Annotated in this window: 20 protein-coding genes; 10 read left to right on the top strand and 10 right to left on the bottom strand. The window is 64.5% G+C overall.

The features are described 5' to 3' along the window. Positions 1 to 6: 6 nt before the first annotated feature. The gene (locus ABZ677_RS23820; protein WP_121870984.1) at positions 7 to 2,214 is read right to left on the bottom strand and encodes a cation-translocating P-type ATPase; all 2,208 of its coding nucleotides are present in this window, start codon (positions 2,212 to 2,214) and stop codon (positions 7 to 9) included. After that, on the bottom strand, positions 2,207 to 2,605 hold the full coding sequence (locus ABZ677_RS23815; protein WP_121870983.1) for a metalloregulator ArsR/SmtB family transcription factor: 399 nt from the start codon (positions 2,603 to 2,605) through the stop codon (positions 2,207 to 2,209). The genes ABZ677_RS23820 and ABZ677_RS23815 overlap by 8 nt, the downstream gene beginning before the upstream one ends. Before the next feature lie 136 nt (positions 2,606 to 2,741). Between ABZ677_RS23815 and ABZ677_RS23810 the strand changes: the two genes are divergently transcribed. The 6 genes from ABZ677_RS23810 (at position 2,742) to ABZ677_RS23785 (ending at position 7,508) form a co-directional block, all read left to right on the top strand. Further along, positions 2,742 to 3,401, top strand: coding sequence for a thioredoxin domain-containing protein (locus ABZ677_RS23810; RefSeq protein WP_032370897.1), 660 nt, complete (start codon positions 2,742 to 2,744; stop codon positions 3,399 to 3,401). Next, positions 3,376 to 4,023, top strand: a complete 648-nt coding sequence (locus ABZ677_RS23805) for a vitamin K epoxide reductase family protein (RefSeq protein ID WP_121870982.1) — start codon at positions 3,376 to 3,378, stop codon at positions 4,021 to 4,023. Before ABZ677_RS23810 ends, ABZ677_RS23805 begins: the two co-directional genes overlap by 26 nt. Positions 4,024 to 4,078: 55 nt before the next feature. After that, positions 4,079 to 4,708, top strand: coding sequence for a TlpA disulfide reductase family protein (locus ABZ677_RS23800; RefSeq protein ID WP_121870981.1), 630 nt, complete (start codon positions 4,079 to 4,081; stop codon positions 4,706 to 4,708). Continuing rightward, entirely contained in the window at positions 4,705 to 5,337 is a 633-nt protein-coding gene (locus ABZ677_RS23795; RefSeq protein WP_121870980.1) for a TlpA disulfide reductase family protein, read from the top strand. Before ABZ677_RS23800 ends, ABZ677_RS23795 begins: the two co-directional genes overlap by 4 nt. Further along, positions 5,334 to 6,167, top strand: a complete 834-nt coding sequence (locus ABZ677_RS23790) for a cytochrome c biogenesis CcdA family protein (protein ID WP_135047279.1) — start codon at positions 5,334 to 5,336, stop codon at positions 6,165 to 6,167. The genes ABZ677_RS23795 and ABZ677_RS23790 overlap by 4 nt, the downstream gene beginning before the upstream one ends. A 99-nt stretch (positions 6,168 to 6,266) precedes the next feature. After that, the gene (locus tag ABZ677_RS23785) at positions 6,267 to 7,508 is read left to right on the top strand and encodes an Nramp family divalent metal transporter (protein ID WP_206498352.1); all 1,242 of its coding nucleotides are present in this window, start codon (positions 6,267 to 6,269) and stop codon (positions 7,506 to 7,508) included. A gap of 226 nt (positions 7,509 to 7,734) precedes the next feature. Here the strand turns inward: ABZ677_RS23785 and ABZ677_RS23780 are convergent, their stop codons facing one another. The 3 genes from ABZ677_RS23780 to ABZ677_RS23770 form a co-directional block, all read right to left on the bottom strand. Continuing rightward, positions 7,735 to 8,634, bottom strand: a complete 900-nt coding sequence (locus tag ABZ677_RS23780) for a nucleotidyl transferase AbiEii/AbiGii toxin family protein (RefSeq protein WP_206498351.1) — start codon at positions 8,632 to 8,634, stop codon at positions 7,735 to 7,737. Continuing rightward, positions 8,631 to 9,677 carry a type IV toxin-antitoxin system AbiEi family antitoxin domain-containing protein gene (locus ABZ677_RS23775; RefSeq protein WP_219520307.1) on the bottom strand — a complete coding sequence of 349 codons (1,047 nt, stop codon included), beginning with the start codon at positions 9,675 to 9,677 and terminating at the stop codon, positions 8,631 to 8,633. Before ABZ677_RS23775 ends, ABZ677_RS23780 begins: the two co-directional genes overlap by 4 nt. Positions 9,678 to 10,195: 518 nt before the next feature. After that, complete coding sequence (locus tag ABZ677_RS23770; protein WP_219520308.1) at positions 10,196 to 10,975, bottom strand: hypothetical protein; 780 nt, start codon at positions 10,973 to 10,975, stop codon at positions 10,196 to 10,198. Between the two features lie 533 nt (positions 10,976 to 11,508). Here ABZ677_RS23770 and ABZ677_RS23765 point away from each other — a divergent pair. After that, positions 11,509 to 11,736 (top strand): hypothetical protein, encoded by a 228-nt coding sequence (locus ABZ677_RS23765; RefSeq protein ID WP_206498896.1) that lies wholly within the window; start codon positions 11,509 to 11,511, stop codon positions 11,734 to 11,736. Here the strand turns inward: ABZ677_RS23765 and ABZ677_RS23760 are convergent. The 5 genes from ABZ677_RS23760 to ABZ677_RS23740 all read right to left on the bottom strand — a co-directional run bounded on the left by ABZ677_RS23760 (position 11,712) and on the right by ABZ677_RS23740 (position 15,603). Beyond that, entirely contained in the window at positions 11,712 to 12,986 is a 1,275-nt protein-coding gene (locus ABZ677_RS23760; RefSeq protein ID WP_141215153.1) for a hypothetical protein, read from the bottom strand. The two genes, ABZ677_RS23765 and ABZ677_RS23760, sit on opposite strands and share 25 nt — an antisense overlap. A gap of 125 nt (positions 12,987 to 13,111) precedes the next feature. Then, positions 13,112 to 13,459 carry a helix-turn-helix transcriptional regulator gene (locus ABZ677_RS23755; protein WP_032400201.1) on the bottom strand — a complete coding sequence of 116 codons (348 nt, stop codon included), beginning with the start codon at positions 13,457 to 13,459 and terminating at the stop codon, positions 13,112 to 13,114. Beyond that, positions 13,459 to 14,589, bottom strand: a complete 1,131-nt coding sequence (locus ABZ677_RS23750; RefSeq protein WP_241258386.1) for a tyrosine-type recombinase/integrase — start codon at positions 14,587 to 14,589, stop codon at positions 13,459 to 13,461. Before ABZ677_RS23750 ends, ABZ677_RS23755 begins: the two co-directional genes overlap by 1 nt. A gap of 77 nt (positions 14,590 to 14,666) precedes the next feature. Beyond that, entirely contained in the window at positions 14,667 to 15,131 is a 465-nt protein-coding gene (locus tag ABZ677_RS23745; protein ID WP_052047650.1) for a VOC family protein, read from the bottom strand. A gap of 148 nt (positions 15,132 to 15,279) precedes the next feature. Then, positions 15,280 to 15,603, bottom strand: a complete 324-nt coding sequence (locus tag ABZ677_RS23740; RefSeq protein ID WP_037190622.1) for a hypothetical protein — start codon at positions 15,601 to 15,603, stop codon at positions 15,280 to 15,282. Between the two features lie 145 nt (positions 15,604 to 15,748). On the opposite strand from ABZ677_RS23740, the gene ABZ677_RS23735 reads away from it, so the two are divergent. The 3 genes from ABZ677_RS23735 to ABZ677_RS23725 all read left to right on the top strand — a co-directional run bounded on the left by ABZ677_RS23735 (position 15,749) and on the right by ABZ677_RS23725 (position 17,454). Then, positions 15,749 to 16,498, top strand: coding sequence for an ArdC-like ssDNA-binding domain-containing protein (locus ABZ677_RS23735; protein ID WP_358373886.1), 750 nt, complete (start codon positions 15,749 to 15,751; stop codon positions 16,496 to 16,498). Positions 16,499 to 16,868: 370 nt separating this feature from the next. Further along, on the top strand, positions 16,869 to 17,105 hold the full coding sequence (locus ABZ677_RS23730) for a hypothetical protein (protein ID WP_358373883.1): 237 nt from the start codon (positions 16,869 to 16,871) through the stop codon (positions 17,103 to 17,105). Positions 17,106 to 17,154: 49 nt separating this feature from the next. Next, on the top strand, positions 17,155 to 17,454 hold the full coding sequence (locus ABZ677_RS23725) for a hypothetical protein (protein ID WP_358373880.1): 300 nt from the start codon (positions 17,155 to 17,157) through the stop codon (positions 17,452 to 17,454). The last annotated feature ends 171 nt before the right edge of the window (positions 17,455 to 17,625 follow it).

Below are 17,625 nucleotides of genomic sequence, written 5' to 3'. Positions count from 1 at the left end.
AGGTCTCTACCTCTTTCCGCGGAAGAGTTCGCCGTGCGCGGGGGTCGATGTGCAGCAGGTACATCCATCCGAGCACCCGGAGCTGTCATCGTATGCTCCGATCGCCGATGGTGACGTTGTGGTGTTGGAGGCCAGTAGGTTCCCAGATGCGAGAGGTGCGGTGTTCCTCGGCGTCGGAGCCGGAGCACAGCAGGCATCCTCGAAGGCCGCTGCGGGTGCGATCGTGACGTTGAGGGCACCGGACGCCGCGGGCGGGGGCACGAACCCGTCCAAGGGAGTGGTGCGGGCGGCGCGAATCGCATTGGCTATGACCAGGACTTCGGCGAGTTCGTGGACGAGCACCACGGTGGCCAAGCCCAGGACACCGGTAGCAGCCAGTGGGACGAGCACGCCGATGATGGCAATCGACAAGGCGATGTTCTCGATCATGATGCGCCGGGCGCGTCGAGCGTGGGCCAGCACCTGCGGTAGATGCCGGAGGTCTTCCCCCATGAGGGCAACATCGGCGGTCTCGATGGCAACGTCGGTTCCCATCGCGCCCATGGCGATACCGACATCTGCGGTCGCCAAGGCGGGAGCGTCGTTGATGCCGTCGCCGACCATGGCAATCTTGCGTCCGGCCGCGATGTCGGTCAGCAGGGCCGCTTTGTCCTCGGGCAGTAGTTCGGCGTGGACGGCGGTGATGCCCGCCTGGGTCGCCAGAGCCTGCGCAGTGAGCGCGTTGTCGCCGGTGAGCATCGCAGTGTCGATACCGAGCGCGGTGAGTTGGCGGACAGCCTCGGCGGCCTCGGGCCGCAGTTCGTCGCGGACGGCGATCGCAGCGATCAGAACTCCGGCGCGTTCGACGAGAACGACTGTGGCACCGCTGCTCTGGAGACGAGCGACGTCGGCGCGGAACTCCTCGGAGCTGGGGTGTGTGTCGAACCAGCTCGGTTTCCCGAGCCTGATCGGGGCTCCGTCGAGGGTGCCGGTCAGGCCGTGCCCGGCGATGGCAGTGACATCATCGGCTGCCGCGACGGTCGATACGGAGGCCAGTACGGCGCGGGCGAGTGGATGCTCGCTGCGCGCTTCGAGCGCAGCAGCAACGGCCAGCGCGGCGTCGCGGCTGATTCCCGCAGCGGTGACGACGTCGACGACCTCCGGTCGTCCTGCGGTGAGGGTGCCGGTCTTGTCCAAGGCGACGACGCGAATGCGGCCCAGCTCTTCCACTGCTGCACCGCCTTTGATCAATGCCCCGTTGCGACTTGCTGCGCCGATTGCTGCAACCACCGACAAGGGAACGGAGATCGCCAGCGCGCACGGTGATGCCGCGACCAGGACCACCAGTGCGCGTTCGAGCCACAGCATCGGGTCACCGAGCACCGCGCCCACGCCGGCGACGAGTACGGCGAGAACCATGATCGAGGGCACGAGGGGGTGTGCAATCCGGTCTGCGAGCCGCTGGCCGGCCCCTTTGCGGTCCTGGGCTTGCTCGACGATGTGCACGATGCGAGCGAGTGAGCTCTCCGACGCCTTCGTGGTGACGGTGACCTCGATGGCCCCGCCGCCGTTGATGGCACCGGCATGCACCTCGTCACCGACACCGGCTTCGATGGGCACGGATTCACCGGTGATCGCAGACACGTCCAGGTTGGTCGAACCGCGAGCGATGGTGCCGTCCGTGGCAGCTCGCTCACCCGGCCGCAGCACCATGATGTCCCCGATCACGACATCGTCGGGGGACAGGGCCTGCTCGGTTCCACCGCGCAGGACAGATACCGTCGGCGGCACCAAGGACAGGAGTGCGCGCAGTCCGCGGCGGGTCTTGGAGACCGCGTATTCCTCGAGTCCCTCGGCGACGGAGAACAAGATGCCGAGCATCGCGGCCTCGGGGATCTGGCCCAATGCGATGGCACCGAGGAGCGCGATCGTCATCAGCGTGCCGACACCGATGCGTCCGTGTCGCAGATTTCTCACCGTCGCGGGAACGAAGGTGACGGCGGCGATCGCGGCAGCGATCAGAGCGCCGACGGTCGCAACCGCATCGGCACCCGTTCGACCGAGCACCCACGATGCGCCCAGGATGATCGCGGCGGCCGAGGCGAGTTGCAGCTCGCGGACCTGCCACAACCCCGGGAGTGCATCGGTCGGAGCCGGACCTCCCGTGCCCGCACCGTCAGCAGTGGATTCGGTGGTCGGCGCTGCCGGGGTAGGTCCGCAGCACGCGTCAGCCATGATCGACCCCGGTGACTTCGGCGGTGGCCGAGGCGGTGGGCAGTACCTCGGTCAGTGTCGCGAGCAGTCGGGTGCCGCGGTCGGTGAGCGAATACATGACCAACTTTCCCTCTCTGTTCGATGTGACGGCGTCCGCGGCTTTGAGTTTGCGGAGATGGTGGGAGACCAGCTTCTGGCTCTGTCCCACGATCCACGCGATGTCGCAGCCACACATCTGCCCGCCGGCGTTCAACGCGAGCGCGATGGTCAGTCGGGTGGGGTCGCCGAATGCTCGGGCAGCGTCGGCGACCGGTTCGATATCGCCGAGCGCGGGCAGAGTAGCGCGAACCCTCTCGGCGTGAGGGAGGTCCATACACAACAAATCGCACGAGTCCAGAGGTTCCAAGGCCATGGGCACAATCTAACAATCATGCGATCGTTAGGGAAGGTCCTTTAGTCAACGTTCGTACGATTGTTAGTGTCATAACGAGTCGAAACGCCCATATCGGGCCCATTGATCAATCCGAACGAATCGAGAAGGTAGTTGTATGAGCCGAGCGTTGAAGATTTCCTTGTCCCTGGTGATCGTGTTCGCCGCCGCGTTGGCTGTATTTCTGGTGGTGGATCGATCGGGGTCTCCGGATGCTGCCGCCGCCGAGCAGGCCGCGACCGACCCTGCCTCGATTGCGGTGCGCGAGAACAGTCATCGGTTGAACTCGGTGCCCGACGGCCGGGTCACGTTCGTGGAGTTCCTCGACTTCGAGTGCGAGGCCTGCCGATCGGCCTACCCGGCGATCGAGCAATTGCGTGAAGAGTACGGCGACCGGGTGAGCTTCGTGGCCCGCTACTTTCCGATCGCCTCCCACTTCAATGCCGAACGAGCCGCACGCGCAGTCGAGGCCGCGGCCCAGCAGGGCGGATTCGAGGCGATGTATCAGCGCATGTACGAAACGCAGGCGCAGTGGGGCGAACAGCAGGTTCCGCAGGACGAGTTGTTCCGCAGCTTCGCCGTCGAGCAAGGGCTCGACATGAGCGCCTTCGATGCCGCTTACACCGACCCTGCGACGCTCGCGCGCATCGAGGCCGACGTCGCGGACGGGATCGCGCTCGGCGTGCAGGGCACCCCGACGTTCTTCCTCAACGGCACCAAGATCGAACCGACCACGTACGGAGACCTCGCCGATGCCCTCGACGCTGCACTCGGCTGACCTCCCAGCGAACGAGACCCGACAAGGTGGATCGTTCGGCCGGAGCCTGCCCTGGCTGCTGCTGGTGGGCGGCCTGATCGGCCTGACCGCCGCGTTCGTGCTCACGGTAGAAAAGTTCGCTCTTGCGCTCGACCCCGCCTACGCCCCGACCTGCAGCATCAACCCGGTGCTCAACTGCGGATCGGTGATGGACACCCCGCAGGCGTCTGCGTTCGGATTTCCCAATTCCCTCCTCGGGATCGCAGGCTTCGCCGTCGTGGCAGCAGTGGGTGCCGCCCTTCTCGCCGGTGCGATGTTCGCGCAGTGGTTCTGGGGCGCAGTGCAGGTCGGTGTCACTGCTGCCGCAGTCTTCGTGCACTGGCTGATCGTGCAGAGCCTGTACGAGATCGGCGCCCTGTGCCCCTACTGCATGGCGGTGTGGGCGGTCACCGTACCGATCTTCTGGTACGTCACGCTGCGCAACCTCGACCGCGCCAGGTCGAAATCCGCTCTTCGGCAATGGTTTCGGGTATGGCTTGACTCGGTGATTCGCAATCACTCGATTCCGCTGACCGTGTGGTTTCTCGTCCTCATCGCCCTGATCGCGCAGCGTTTCTGGTCGTACTGGTCCACGCTCCTATGATCCGCGACGTACCGTTCGCCCCTCTGCCGCCCTCTCGAGAAAGAAGGTCACGGCGATGACGCGCGGCTGGTCGATCGTCATGCTCGTCGTTGTCGTTGCATCGATCGTCGCACTGTGGCCCCGCTCCGGTGGCGTCGAGGGCGGCCCGTCCGACGTCATCGCCAACAATGTCGCTCCGGTCGGACCCGAACCCACATTGTCCCGCCCGCCGGATGACGCGGCACGAGCAACAGCGCTACCGCTGTGTCCGCCGCCGGTACCGCGCGAAGGCGGTCCGCTGGCGGGAGTGATAGCGCGCTGCATCGGCAGCGACAGCTATGTCGATCTCGCCGATGTTCTCGGCAGCGAGGCGACGCTGATCAACCTGTGGGCATCCTGGTGCGGCCCGTGCCGCACCGAGATGCCCGTACTCGATGCCTACGCCGCAGAACCCGACGCGATCCCAGTCATCGGAATCGACGTCGAGGACCGACCCGAGGACGCGGCCGCGCTGCTCACGCAACTGGGCGTCCGCTATCCGAACTACATCGACGGCGGCAGCGTCCTGGACGCGCTCTCGGCACCGCCGGTCCTTCCCCTGAGCTTTTTCCTCCACCCGGACGGAACGATCGAGCGCGTCACCGACCCGACAGTGTTCGAGACGACAGACCAGATCCGCACTGCAGTAAAGGATTTCACCTCATGACACGTTTTTTCCCTGCGTGGGTCGGTGCGCGCCGTCAAGGCTCCACGCCCACCGCGGCAATTGGATCGATTCTTGCCGTCGTACTACTGATCTCCGGATGCTCCGACGGCGCACAGGCTGCATCCACGGGAGGTAGCTTCGACTTCGTCGCCCCCGGCGGTCGAACCGACATCGTCTACGATCCCCCCGAAACACGCGGTACCATAGGCGAACTCGCCGGCCCCGATCTGATGGAGGAAGGCAAGACGACCGCTCTGTCGGACTACGACGGCAAGGTGGTGGTGATCAATCTCTGGGGTCAGTGGTGTGGCCCCTGCCGCGGCGAAGCCGACGACCTCGAAGAGGTCTACGAGACCACCCGCGAGCGCGGCGTGCAGTTCCTCGGCCTCAACGTCAGAGATCCACAGAAGGACAAAGCGCAGGACTTCGTGGTCGACAACGACGTCTCCTACCCCTCGATCTACGACCCTTCGATGCGGACCCTGATCGCTCTCGGCGGGAACTACCCGACCAGCGTGATCCCTTCGACGCTGGTACTCGACCGTCAGCACCGCGTGGCCGCGGTCTTCATGCGCGCCTTGCTCACCGACGATCTCCTTCCCGTCGTCGAACGGGTAGCCGCAGAATGACGACTCTTCTCGCCCAGGACATCGGGTCGGCCTTCCAGAACGCGGCATCGAGCGGGCCCCTTCTGCTCGCGATCGCGGCATGCATGCTCGCCGGGTTGGTCTCGTTCGCCTCCCCGTGCGTGGTGCCGCTGGTGCCGGGATACCTGTCCTACCTGGCGGGAATCGCCGGTGCCGACGCCCAATCAGCCGAGACCCGATCGCCCGGCACCTCGACCACCGGCACGTCGTCGACGGAGCTGGCGAATCGCTGGCGTGTGGCCGGCGCAGCGTCGTTGTTCGTCGCCGGATTCACGATCGTCTTCGTCCTCGCCACAGCCTCGATCTTCGGAGTCATCGGCACCTTGCGCATCAACGAGCAAGTGCTCCAACGAGTCGGCGGCGTCATCACGATCATCATGGGTGCGGCGTTCATCGGATTGATACCCGTTCTGCAACGCGACACCCGATTCGCACCTCAGCAGATCTCGTCCCTCGCTGGAGCGCCGCTGCTCGGCGGTGTGTTCGCGCTCGGCTGGACACCGTGTCTGGGCCCCACCCTCGCCGGCGTTCTGTCTGTTGCAGCAGGAACCGAAGGTGCAACCGCAGCTCGCGGGGTCACTCTCATCGTCGCGTACTGCATGGGGCTCGGCCTACCGTTCGTCGTCCTCGCGTTCGGTTCGAGTTCGGCGATGCGCGGGGTGGGGTGGCTTCGGAGGAACTCGCAGAAGATCAAGGTCGCGGGCGGTGTCATCATGATCGCCGTCGGCATCGCGCTGCTGACCGGAGTGTGGGGATTGTTCATCGCCTGGATCCGCAACGAATTCGTCAGTGCAGTGGTCCTGCCCATCTGATCGAGATGTCGCCGAACCACCGCGCCGCGTTGCATTGTTCGGGTAGCCGAACTATATTTTCAGGGTCCTGACATACTGTTGGTGCCGGAGGGTGTGGTCATGTCTGTGCTGCAGCGCCGATCGTCTCGGCCGCCCTCGAGGTTGCGGTCGGGCCTCGTTCTGCTCGGACCCGCTTTCGTCGCAGCGATCGCCTACGTCGACCCCGGCAATGTCGCCTCCAATGTCAGTGCCGGTGCGCAGTTCGGATACCTGCTGGTCTGGGTGATCGTTGCCGCGAATGTGATGGCCGGTCTCGTGCAGTTCCTCTCCGCCAAACTCGGCATCGTCACCGGAATGACACTGCCCGAAGTCGTTCGCGAGAAGTCGAGCAGGACTGTGCGACTGGCATATTGGGGGCAAGCAGAGGTGGTCGCCATGGCGACCGACCTCGCCGAAATCGTCGGCGGTGCGATCGCCCTCTACTTGCTCTTCGACCTGCCGCTCCTGATCGGCGGCCTCATCACCGGGGCCGTATCGATGATCTTGTTGATGGTCCAGGATCGGCGGGGCCAACGGCCCTTCGAGTTCGTGATTCTCGGGCTACTCGGTGTCATCGCGGTCGGATTTCTTGCCAGCGTCGTCGTGGAACCGCCATCGTTCACCGAGGCCGCGGCCGGTCTGATTCCGCGGTTCGACGGCGCGGAAAGCGTGTTGATCGCCGCCGCGATGCTCGGTGCGACGATCATGCCGCACGCGGTGTACCTGCACTCCGGTCTAGCACGTGACCGGCACGGACACCCCGAGGCAGGGCCTGTCCGGCAGCGGTTGTTGCGGATCACCCGGATCGATGTCGGGTTGGCGATGCTGCTGGCCGGTGCAGTGAACATGTCGATGCTGCTGCTGGCGGCATCGACGCTCGGGGGCCGCGAGGGCGTCAATTCCATCGAAGGAGCCCACGCCGCAGTAGGTGACACTCTGGGGCCGGTGGTAGCACTGCTGTTCGCGGTGGGCCTGCTGGCCTCGGGCCTTGCATCGACATCGGTCGGGGCGTACGCGGGGGCGATGATCATGGATGGGCTACTACGTAAGCGCATTCCGATTCTGGTGCGACGACTGGTGACACTTGTTCCCGCACTGGCAATTCTGGCAGCAGGAGTCGACCCCAGTCGGGCACTGGTCGTCTCGCAGGTCGTGCTGTCGTTCGGTATCCCATTCGCGTTGATTCCCTTGGTGCGGTTCACCTCGGACCGCATCTTGATGGGCGGCGATGTCAATCACCGGATCACGGCATACGCGGCATGGCTCATCGCGGGAATCGTCGTCGCACTGAACATTGCACTGATCTATCTGACCGTGGTCTGACTGCACCCAAAACCGGGATCGCATCATTCCTCGGTATCGGCAGAGTCACCCTCTACCGACACCTCGCCGCCCTTTAGTAGTCAGCGGGGGAGAGGCCGCGTACCTTTCTTCCACACCAACGGGCCACAGTGCCACTGCGGCAGCGAGAGTCGAGCACTCCTGCCTCAAACGCCATGACGAGGAGTGGTTCATTTCTTTGTCTTTCTGGCTTCCCGATCCGAGCTACTCAGCCCCACTCGGCAGTGTCCGGGTCCCAAAACCCGCGAACAACCCGATTCGACAAAATTGGATCAAGGCACCGCCCTGCGGCCACCAACGCCGAGTCGAGAGTCAACGCCGAATCAGGCAATCCCGACACCGTTCGAGCAAGCGCCTCATAACCGGCAGTCCACGCAGAGGAAGGCGCGGACATGGCCGGCGGCAAGTCCAATCCCCGACGTTCGGACTCCTGAGACAGGCCACGCGCCAACACATCCGCTGCGAAATGCCAAGCAGAAATTATCAGTACCAGATCAACCAGATCGTGATACCGCGACGACGGACCACCATTCGACCCGTACTTCCCATACATCGCACACACCTTGTCGGCGATCTGCGCCGGCAACGGGTACAACGCAAACTCCGGCATCTCAGCCAGATCTTCCATGACCACGATCGGTGTCGGGGACTGATAATCGACGTCACCTACTGCAACAAGCTCAGTCGCAAGGTCTATCGGAAAAGTGAAGAGTTGCACTGCGTCGTAATAGACGTCGACCTTGAGTTTCGCGCCGTCGACACCACCAGTCATCGCAGTAGGTGCATCGCGTATAGCGAAGCGAAGTGGATCGAGTTCGCTCAGATCTGCTGCCGCCCGAAGATCTTCGACTGCCCCTTCAAGGCCCGCTGTGGTGTGCAGAAGGTCGATATCCTGGCTGTAGCGCGCATCTGGGAGCCGCACCAACAGTGATGCGCCACCTTTGAGCAACCACCGCCCCTCCTGTTGCGAGAAGATCCGCGCCAAGAACCGCTGGAGATAGAACTCCCGCCGCAAATACTCGAATGGACGCCCTCGAAGATTGGACTCTGTCTTCAGTCGGTCCGTCAGCGACCGTTGGAACGCTTTAGCTCCTCGAATTCTCGTCACTGCGTGCGCCGCTGGCGGTTGGCGGTCTTCTGGGCCTCAGCGACCACAGGCGGATCCACAGCAGCTGCCGCATCCCGAAGGTTTTGTATCGCCGGAGAAGCGGCCAGTGCCATCGATTCTCGAATACTCTGCATCGCCGGAGCATTGGCCAGTGTCACCGATTCCCCAAGACTTCGCACCGCCGGAGAGTCGACCAGTGTCATCGATTCTCGAATACTCTGCATCGCCGGAAGGACGGTCTGTGCCATTGAATTCAGAAGATTTTGCACCGCCGGAGAACTGACCACTGCCATCGAATCTCGAAGACTCTGCATCGCCGGAGAATTCAGGAAGTCGGTGTTCACCAGCCCGAGTTCCCCTTGTACGGCCAGACGCTGGCCTAGCGCACGCGTGGACTGAGGAATCCCAGCCTCGTCGAGGAAGCGACTCAGAAGACCTTCCCCATCGCCCAGCTGAACCCCGTACCTATGGGCATACGGCCGCAGCGCCTCACTCGCACTCTCCGAATCCACACGATTGGTGACAACAGCGTCGCGAACGATGCCCGCCAGGTGCCCACCATCGAGATGCCCCGCGGCGAGATCGACGATCGTCCTCAGCACCGTTGTAACCGGCAGCCCATCCGCGAGTGTCCACGCACCCCTCTCGTAGGAAGCAATGCGGTACCGAACATCGGGCAGACGAGACTGCCGCCGCTTCGCAGTCGCGAACTCCATCACATCAGCATCAACGTCGCCGAGCCCGTGAAGCCACGCAGCAGACCTGTGCGTCACCACAGCCGGAGACTCATCCCGCAGACGCTCACCCACGGTCACACTTGGTTCGATCATCATCCACGCAGCCCGGAGCTGCTCCGACGGAACGCTCGGCGCTCCACCGACCCGATAGGCGCCATGGCGGATCCGCTCCACAGTTCCAGACTTGGCCATGCGGGCAATCTGCTGTGCGGAGAACCCCAGGCCCTTTGCCTGCGCCATGGTGAACAGACCCCACTGCTCCGACGACAGATCAGCGAGGTCGAGGATTCTAAGATCGCTAGACATACGGACCACAATACCCGCCTAAGTAGCGCTTCTCCTGCAAAAGTTACCTCTTCGGTGTAACTTTTGCAGGATGATCGGGATGTAAGTCACACGTGCGAGTCAGCGCTGGACCCTCGTTCACTTCCATGTAGATAGCTAGACGTGCACCACCATATGCGCATAAATAGCACATGGTCTGCAAAAGTTACCTCAGGGTTGTAAGTTTGGCAGGATGATGTGGATCTAAGTCGCACGCTTTGAGCCCAATGGCGTCCTCGACAGCCTCGAGCGCTTCGACGGCACCGCACCACCACACCTGCTTCATCTCTAAGGCCAGGACTAAGTACGGGGCGACCCGAAACCGTTGCAACAGAACAGCTCTGTCAGTGCCCACCGCCATACTTACCGTCATGCGGATACGAACCATCGACGGACCACCACTACCCGCCGAAATCGCCGAACAGGCGGCCCGTGCGATCGCCCTCACCGCCCTGCAAACAATCGACCAAGCTCACAGTGAGCCAGCCGATAGGGGTCGATCAGGAACTACCTGTAGGCCTGTCTACTGACTCCAATGCGTCCGCGAGCCTCAGAACGTCCCTATCGCGATCGTCGAGAGCCGCGACCGCCCTCGCCGTCAAATCGTTGAAAGCGGTGCCGAATTCCTCGATCGACGAGTCTACATAGTCACGTAGTTCCGCATCCTGCAGCCTGGCTCGAACTGCGTACTCAAGATGGTCACGGGCCTGCCTCATCGCCCGGTGAACGGGGTTGAGCGGAATACGCGTCGAGTCGTATCCAGCAAGACGCAACTCAGAAGTGAAGTCATTCTTACTGTTGGCCGCAGCTACGACGTCGGCGAGATAAGAGTCGACTAAGGCCCAACTACTGTCCGGATCGGCAACAGGAAGTCGCGGTATCGCATTCTTCGTCCGCCCCACGGCACGGGCGAACTCCGCATAGAACGCCAGCATCCGGGCAAACAGTGCACCGTCCCGATCGCGCACGTTCCGAGCGTTCACCAGACGCTGCTCCGCAAGCCACTGATCACGCTTGAGCTGCAACTCATCCCGAGCCTGATCCTTCTGTAACTGGATCTGCTCGTCAAACTTCTCCCGCTCGGTCTTCATATTCTCCCGCTGACCATGAAACGCGATATAGGCCGCAGTGATCAGAAACGGCCCAGCCACGAACCCCGCGATCAACGTCGCCTGCGGCTGAGTCAAATCCCAGTCCATCAACGGACCCCACACAATTCCTCCCACGATCAACACAACAGGGACACCGAAGGCCAGCGACACACCAAGAACCCACTTCATGCCTCGGCATCATGCCTTGCTCCAACATCACCCATGTTGGTCTGTCAACATTCCACGCCACCCCGACCACCGAATTCGTCCCATTGCTGCCGCGACACCGAGCGTGGCCGGTCTCCGTTGCTCCCGCACAGTCACCGGGCGAGCTCCTCAGGTGGGAGGTGGCCCGCTGGCCGGCGGCGACGCGCGTGATGCATTCCGCCTGGCGGTGGTGCCGGCCACCTTGCGGGCGTCCCTCCGAACCGAGCTCCGCTGCGCTCCGCACCGCGAATAGACATCGATTTCTTGTCGCACATCTGGCTCCCGGCGATACTGCATCACCCGGGCCCGCCGCCTCAACCCCTCGCTCCGCTGCGCTTCGACCGAAGGCTCCGAACACTTTTCGTCCCGTGCTCGCTGCGCTCCCACGAAAACTGTCCTGCCGCGGGGTTGCCCCGTCGTTCCCGTGCGCTGCTGTCTCTCCTCACGCCAGAGGACGGCGACAAGAAATTGGCAGAGCAGGCCGGGGGACCGGTCACGAGGGAGAGGGGCCAGTCATGGCATCACGGACCAAGACCAGTGCAGCGGACAAGGCCGAAGCACGCCGCGAGCTGGCGGCATCACTGCACGCCTCGATCACGGACAAGGTAGCCGAGCTGACCAGCTCCGATACCTGGCGCGCGTACCTCGATCACGTGGCCTCGTTCCACTCCTACAGCACTGGCAGGGTTGCCGTATTCGACCCTGCGAATAGCGAGACTCAGGAGTGGCGGTCGGCGGCGTAGTTCGCCCATTGGCCGCTGGCTCGGAGCGTGTGCTGCGCGACGGTGTGTGCGTTCAGACCCAGCATCGCGGCGAGTGCGCTCGGTGGGAGCTCTCGGGTGAGGTGGGCGATGGCGGACAGTCTCAGGGCCTGCGGACTGATACCGATGCGACGCAACCGGTTACCGAGCGCCGTCGCCGTGAGTGGTATGTCAGCACGGTGACCGGGGAAGAGCCATGTCTGAGGTATCTGCTCGGCGGTTCCTGCGCGTCGTGGTCGGGGTAGTTGCAGTGCGATCTGGGCGAACGGATCCGGTAGCAGAAGCGTGTCGGCGCTGCCGAGCCGCAGTTCCACCCCGGCGTCGGTTTCGGTGACGTGGGCAGTGGTGAGTCCGGCGATACGGGTCAGTGGTTGGGCGAACAGCGCGATCAAGGCGCCGGCGAGCCGGTCGGCGGGGTCCAGAGACTCGTCGTGGACGAGGCGTCGGCAGATCTGCCACCTCTCGTCGTCGTCGGTGGGGACTTCCGCTCGGCCTCGGTAGCTCGAGGGGAGGGTGAGTGTGCGGGGTAGGTGCCGGTTGCGTCGTGCCCACGTCAGGAAGGACCGCACGCGCCAGTGGGCGGCTCCAGGCGCGCTGAACCAGGTGTCGATGTCGTGTTGTGTGCACTCGCCGAGCTCTGTCGAGCGCTGCTGCAGCAAGTCGAGGAACAGTGCCGATTGGCGAATCTGTGAGCGAGCGTTCTGGGCGCCGACATGGCCTTCCCGCTTCTCGGTCGCCGCGCGCAATCTGGGGAGTACGGCCCACTGTGTCCACCGGGTCAGGAGTGCGCGGTGGTTCGGGGTCAGGCTGCTCAGTAGTTGGGGGAGTTGGGCTTCGAGGCGGCGCAGGCTGCGGTCGAGGTCCGGGCCGAGGATGCCGGTGGCGACGAGGAGTGAGCGCAGGTGCTCGACCGACTTCGGGTGCGGGAGGGTGTCGAACGAGGTGTGTGTGAGGGCTGTGCTGCCGTCCTGGATGGAGAGCAGCAGGGGTGTGGTGCGGATCAGCCACCGGCGGGTGGTGACGGGTTCGGCGTGCAGGAGCGGCTGCCGCAGCGGTGCGAGGGGGCCGTCGGCATGAGGAGGGATTATCGCGTCGAGGCGGCGGGTCAGTGTGCACCGGTGACAGAGGGTGTCGCCTTCGGCGCCGGTGAGAGCTGATCCTGTTGCATCGCAACAGGTGCAGGTGCGACGCGCCTTCTGGCGGCACCACCGGCAGGTGTCGGCGTCGTCCAACAGTTTGTCCGGCTTTCTGCAGCCGGCGCACGTACCGCGGTGCTGCGTGGCTCGTTTTCTGCAGCGGTCGCACACCGTCATGCCGCGAACCTCGGCGGTGGTGCAGATGCGACACCGTCCTGCGATCACTGTCGCCGGATGTCGGCGCGTCGTGGTGTGCGGGTCTTGGCGCGGGTGGTCGCGGCAGCGGTGTCGGGGCGGTGTGTCGATGTTCCGGTCGCGGTCCCTGTGGCGGGTTCGGCGATCGGTTCGATGAGGTCGTTGGGTGTGCAGGTGAGGATGTCGCACAGTGCCATCAGCGTGCGCAGGCTCAGACGTTCGGGTGTCCCGGTGACCAGGCGATACACCTGTGCTTCGGAGAGTGTGATGCCCCGTTCGGCGAGGAGGGGTCCGAGTCCGGTGGTCGCGAAGATGCCCTGGTCGGCCAGGAGGCGGCGCAGATGCCACTGGTAGTTCAGCTGCGGGTGCGGCATCAGTTCTCCTCGTCGGTGCTCGCGGTGGTGAACGCCCGACTCAGTGCTCGTCGGAGGGCGTTGTTCTTGTAATCGGTGCCGACGCTGGTGTAGATCGCGGTGGTCGATCCCCAGGAGTGTCCGAGTTGTTGTTGGACGAAGAGGTGATCGAACCCGTCCTCGAGCAGATGTGTCGCATACGAGTGGCGCAGACAGTGCGGGCCGAGGTGCTTCTCGAGCCCGACGGCGTCGCGGTACTCGGCGAACCGTTGGGAGATCGACACCGCTCCCACCCGTGCGCTGCGCTCGGTGGGCCAGAGGGCGAGTTGGTCGGAGTCGTAGAGGGGCCGGATCTCGGTGACCCACTCGTCGACGGCCTCGGCGGCCCATTCCATGGTGGTCAGGACCGTGCGGCGCCGCGGCGGTCCGCCGGAGAGGGCTTTGCCGTGGCGCACCGACAGCGCCCCGTAGCGGCCGAACTCGGTGGCCGCGGGGTTGGCGGTCCAGTCGACGGTGTCGAGCATCGAGGCCTCCCGGCGGCGTAGGCCCCAGGCGTAGATCACCTTGAACAGCGTGGCGTCGCGATAGCTCGCCAGCCATCCTTTGCGGCCGGAGGCGCCGACCCGGTTCACCCGGGTGTCGCAGTAGTCGAAGAACGCCTGCAGCTCGTCGCGGGTCAGCGGCCGATTGCCGGGTCGCCCTTCATAGTCGCTGCGGTGCACGACCATGTTCCACTCGTGGAAGATCTGCACCGGGTGCACCCCGAAGTGCCGCTCACAGACCTCGTGCCACCGGTAGCGGACGTCGGAGATGTAGCTGCAGAAAAGCGATGCCGCCATCTGATACAGCCGCACCGTCGAATGCGCGGCTCCCGACTCCACCAGATGCGTCGTCCACTCCTCGACGTCCGCCGACGACCACTGCCACGGGTAGTCGTTGGTGAAGACCACCAACCGGCGCACGATCTGTGTCCGCCGCTCGATGGTCAGGTTCGCGAGCATCCGCGAGCGCTGCTGTTGCTCCCACCCTTCGATCATCGCCGCGAGCACGGTCTCCTCGGGCGCGAGCAGCGACAGACCGTCTCGCATCAGGTGATCTGCCGACCCCCCGGCGCGAGAAGCGCCGGACCCGACGGTATCCATGGCCGACATCGCATGAACGTATCATGCATCCAATGCAAGTTTCGTGATGACGCCGATGGATGCGTGGTGATCAACGGCTCCGCCGGTCAGGAAGTGGTGACAGCGTCACCGTCACCGTCGACGACCGGGCTTTCGGTCCGAATAGTGTTCGTGGAGAACGTGAGCAGGTTCCCATCGCCGTCGACGGTCGCGAATTCCGTCGTCCCCCAGTCCGTCGCGACGGGGTGGCCGGCGTCTGCCGGGTGCAGAACGCCCGCGCGCGAGAGTTCGTCGTACAGTTCCGTGATCTCGTCGACGGTGATGCGGCAACTGGCCGTTCCGGCGAGGAAGGTCTCCGCTCCGCTGCACACCGGCCACGGCGCAGGGTCGGTGCGGGTGGTCCAGCTGTCGTCGTCGGAGGCCCACAGGTGGATCTCGACGTCGTCTCGAGTGAGCTTGGCGAAGGTGGGATCGGAGTACTGCGCCGTGAAGCCGAAGGCGCGGGTGTAGACGGCGATCGCGGTCTCGATGTGCCGTACCGGCAGCGCGGGGACCGCTCTGGACATAGCCATGGGCAACACTAACGCCGGCGAACGCCACGAGGGAGTGAACGCTGCCGTGCCTTAGGGGAGTGCGTGCAGGTCGAGGTTCACTGGTCGCCGCGCGGGCGCTACCGCTCAGTGTTCGACCGGGGCGGCGGGACGCGACCCTTCGCTGCGTTCATCGTTGCAGCGCTTCGCCTTTCGATTGCAGCGACGCGGCGAGTTGGTCGACGGTCGGCAGACCCGCCAGGCCGCGGTCGGTCGAGTAGACGCGGCAGGCGAGTTCGGTCAGTTGCACGGCATCGTCGAAGGCATCGACGCCGTCGACAAGGATGGTCGGTGAGCCGGCGAAGGCCGACGCCGCTGCCTCGGCGTCGGACGAGATCAGCCGGTGACCGATCTCGATGTCCGACTGTCCGATCAGGCTGGCCGCAGCGCGAACCCGGTCCGCAGCTTCCTGCCAGTTCGGGCACCCGTCGAAGTACAAGATTTCCACCTTCATACGAGCGAGTCTGCCCTCGAATCGGATGGCGTGCCGGTGCGGCCACAACGGGCGTCGGTTCATGGTGAGATCGTGTCGGCTGCAACGGGCGGGGCGGCGATCGTGCATCTGATGCTATTCCGCATCCTTCTTCAATAACGTCCTGTTGATCCTCAGTCAGAAACCGGAGGCAACGCAGGTCGCCGGATTCCGTGCCTGGCAACAGCGCGGACGGCAGGTCCGCAAGGGCGAGAAAGCGATCCGGATCTACGGCTACAGCTCCCGCACCGTCACCGAGACCGACCCCGACACCGGCGACGAAGAAACCCGCAAGGTGCCCACGTTCCCGATTCTGTCGGTATTCGACCACTCCCAAACCGACCCGATCGAGGGACACCCCCAACCAGAAGAGATCACCCAGCTCCTCACCGGCGCCGATCCAGACGCGATCTACGACCGCGTAGCGGCGATCATGACCGGTCGCGGATGGACCGTCACCCGCGAGGCGATCACCAGCAACGCGAACGGCTACACCACCACCGACGGCTCACACCGGATCGTCGTCGATGCCGCCCTCGAACCCGCAGCGGCCGCGAAAACGATGATCCACGAGGCAGCGCACGCAATCATGCACGCACCCGAACTCATCGGCCCCGAAGCCCGCAAAGACCTGCACCGGGGCCGCATGGAAGTCGAAGCCGAATCCGTCGCCTACGTCCTGGCCGGGATGCTCGGACTCGACACCAGCGCCTACAGCGTCGGCTACATCGCCGGATGGGCAGCAGGAGACCTCGAGCAGGTCACCGCCACCGCGAAAGCAGTACTGACCGCAGTCCACGAGCTGGCCGACGCCCTCGACCCTGCCGCCGCCGAGCCAGACGACGCCGAGGACACCGGGACCGGGGAGGCCGCGTAGCCGGCCGGGGGAAGGTCCGCCGGCCGGAAAGCTCCGGCCGGCGGACAGGCCACCTGCGGTGTCCACCGAATCGAGCTCCGCTGCGCTCCGCACTCGAAAGAGCACAGACGTTTTTCACAGCGGTTCTGGCTCCCGGCGAGCATTCATCACCCGTGCCCGCCGCCTCAACCCCTCGCTCCGCTGCGCTACGACCGAAGGCTCCGAACACTTTTCGTCCCGTACTCGCTGCGCTCCCACGAAAACTGTCCGGCCGAGGGGTTGCCCCGTCGTCCCCGTGCGCTGCCTTCTCTCCTCACGCCAGAAACGGCGAAAAAACGTAGGGGAGGACGCAAGACCGACCCGGCACCAGTTCCGAAGGGCAGCAACAGTTATGACCGAGACCACGAACACCGAGACCGCTACCTGCATCGCGGACGGACCCGACTGCACCGGCGACGTCGAATACCGGGACGCACTGTCCGGAACCGGAGTAGCGCACCCGAGATGCGACAAGCACTGGCAAGACCGGCTCGGCCTCGAGGACGACCTCCGACGCCGCTACCCGGCCCACGCACCCGCCGACTTCGACCCCACCTACGCAGGCGAGCACTGGGACGAGGACTACTGACCCGGCCCGCTCACCACCCCAACCGATCGACCAGACCGAGGAGCAAGTCATGACCGCCAACGACAACGACGACTACTGGACCATCTACGACAAGGCCCTCGACGCGGCCGCCGAATGTCGGAGCGTCGAATCGCTGATCGACACCCTGGGCCGCTACTACCCGCCCTCGTCCGGCGTCGCGTTCTTCCCCAACGGAGCCGACCGCGACCTACTCGGCACCCTCACCGGCGCCGGACACTTCGATACCGTCTGGGTCCAAGCGGACTACCACTTCGCGCTCCGTGACGGCCGCGGAGACGGATTCACCTACATCGAAGGCGACATCGTCCGCGGAACCTCACGACTGTGACCACCCGCCCCGGTGCCTGACGGCACCGGGGCAACCAACCTCGCACCACCTGGAAGGAACGCCCCTGATGCCCGCTCAAGCAGTGAACACTGGACACAGGGTCGCTAGGCACCACGATTGACCTACCGCACAAGTGACCGGTGTGTCTTTCCCAAGACGCGTCGTCGCGGT

It is taken from the genome of Rhodococcus sp. NPDC006774 (genome assembly GCF_040636045.1).
GTDB lineage: Bacteria > Actinomycetota > Actinomycetes > Mycobacteriales > Mycobacteriaceae > Rhodococcoides.
Note: the sequence above shows the minus strand (reverse complement) of the source record. Positions and strands in the feature narration are given on the sequence as shown.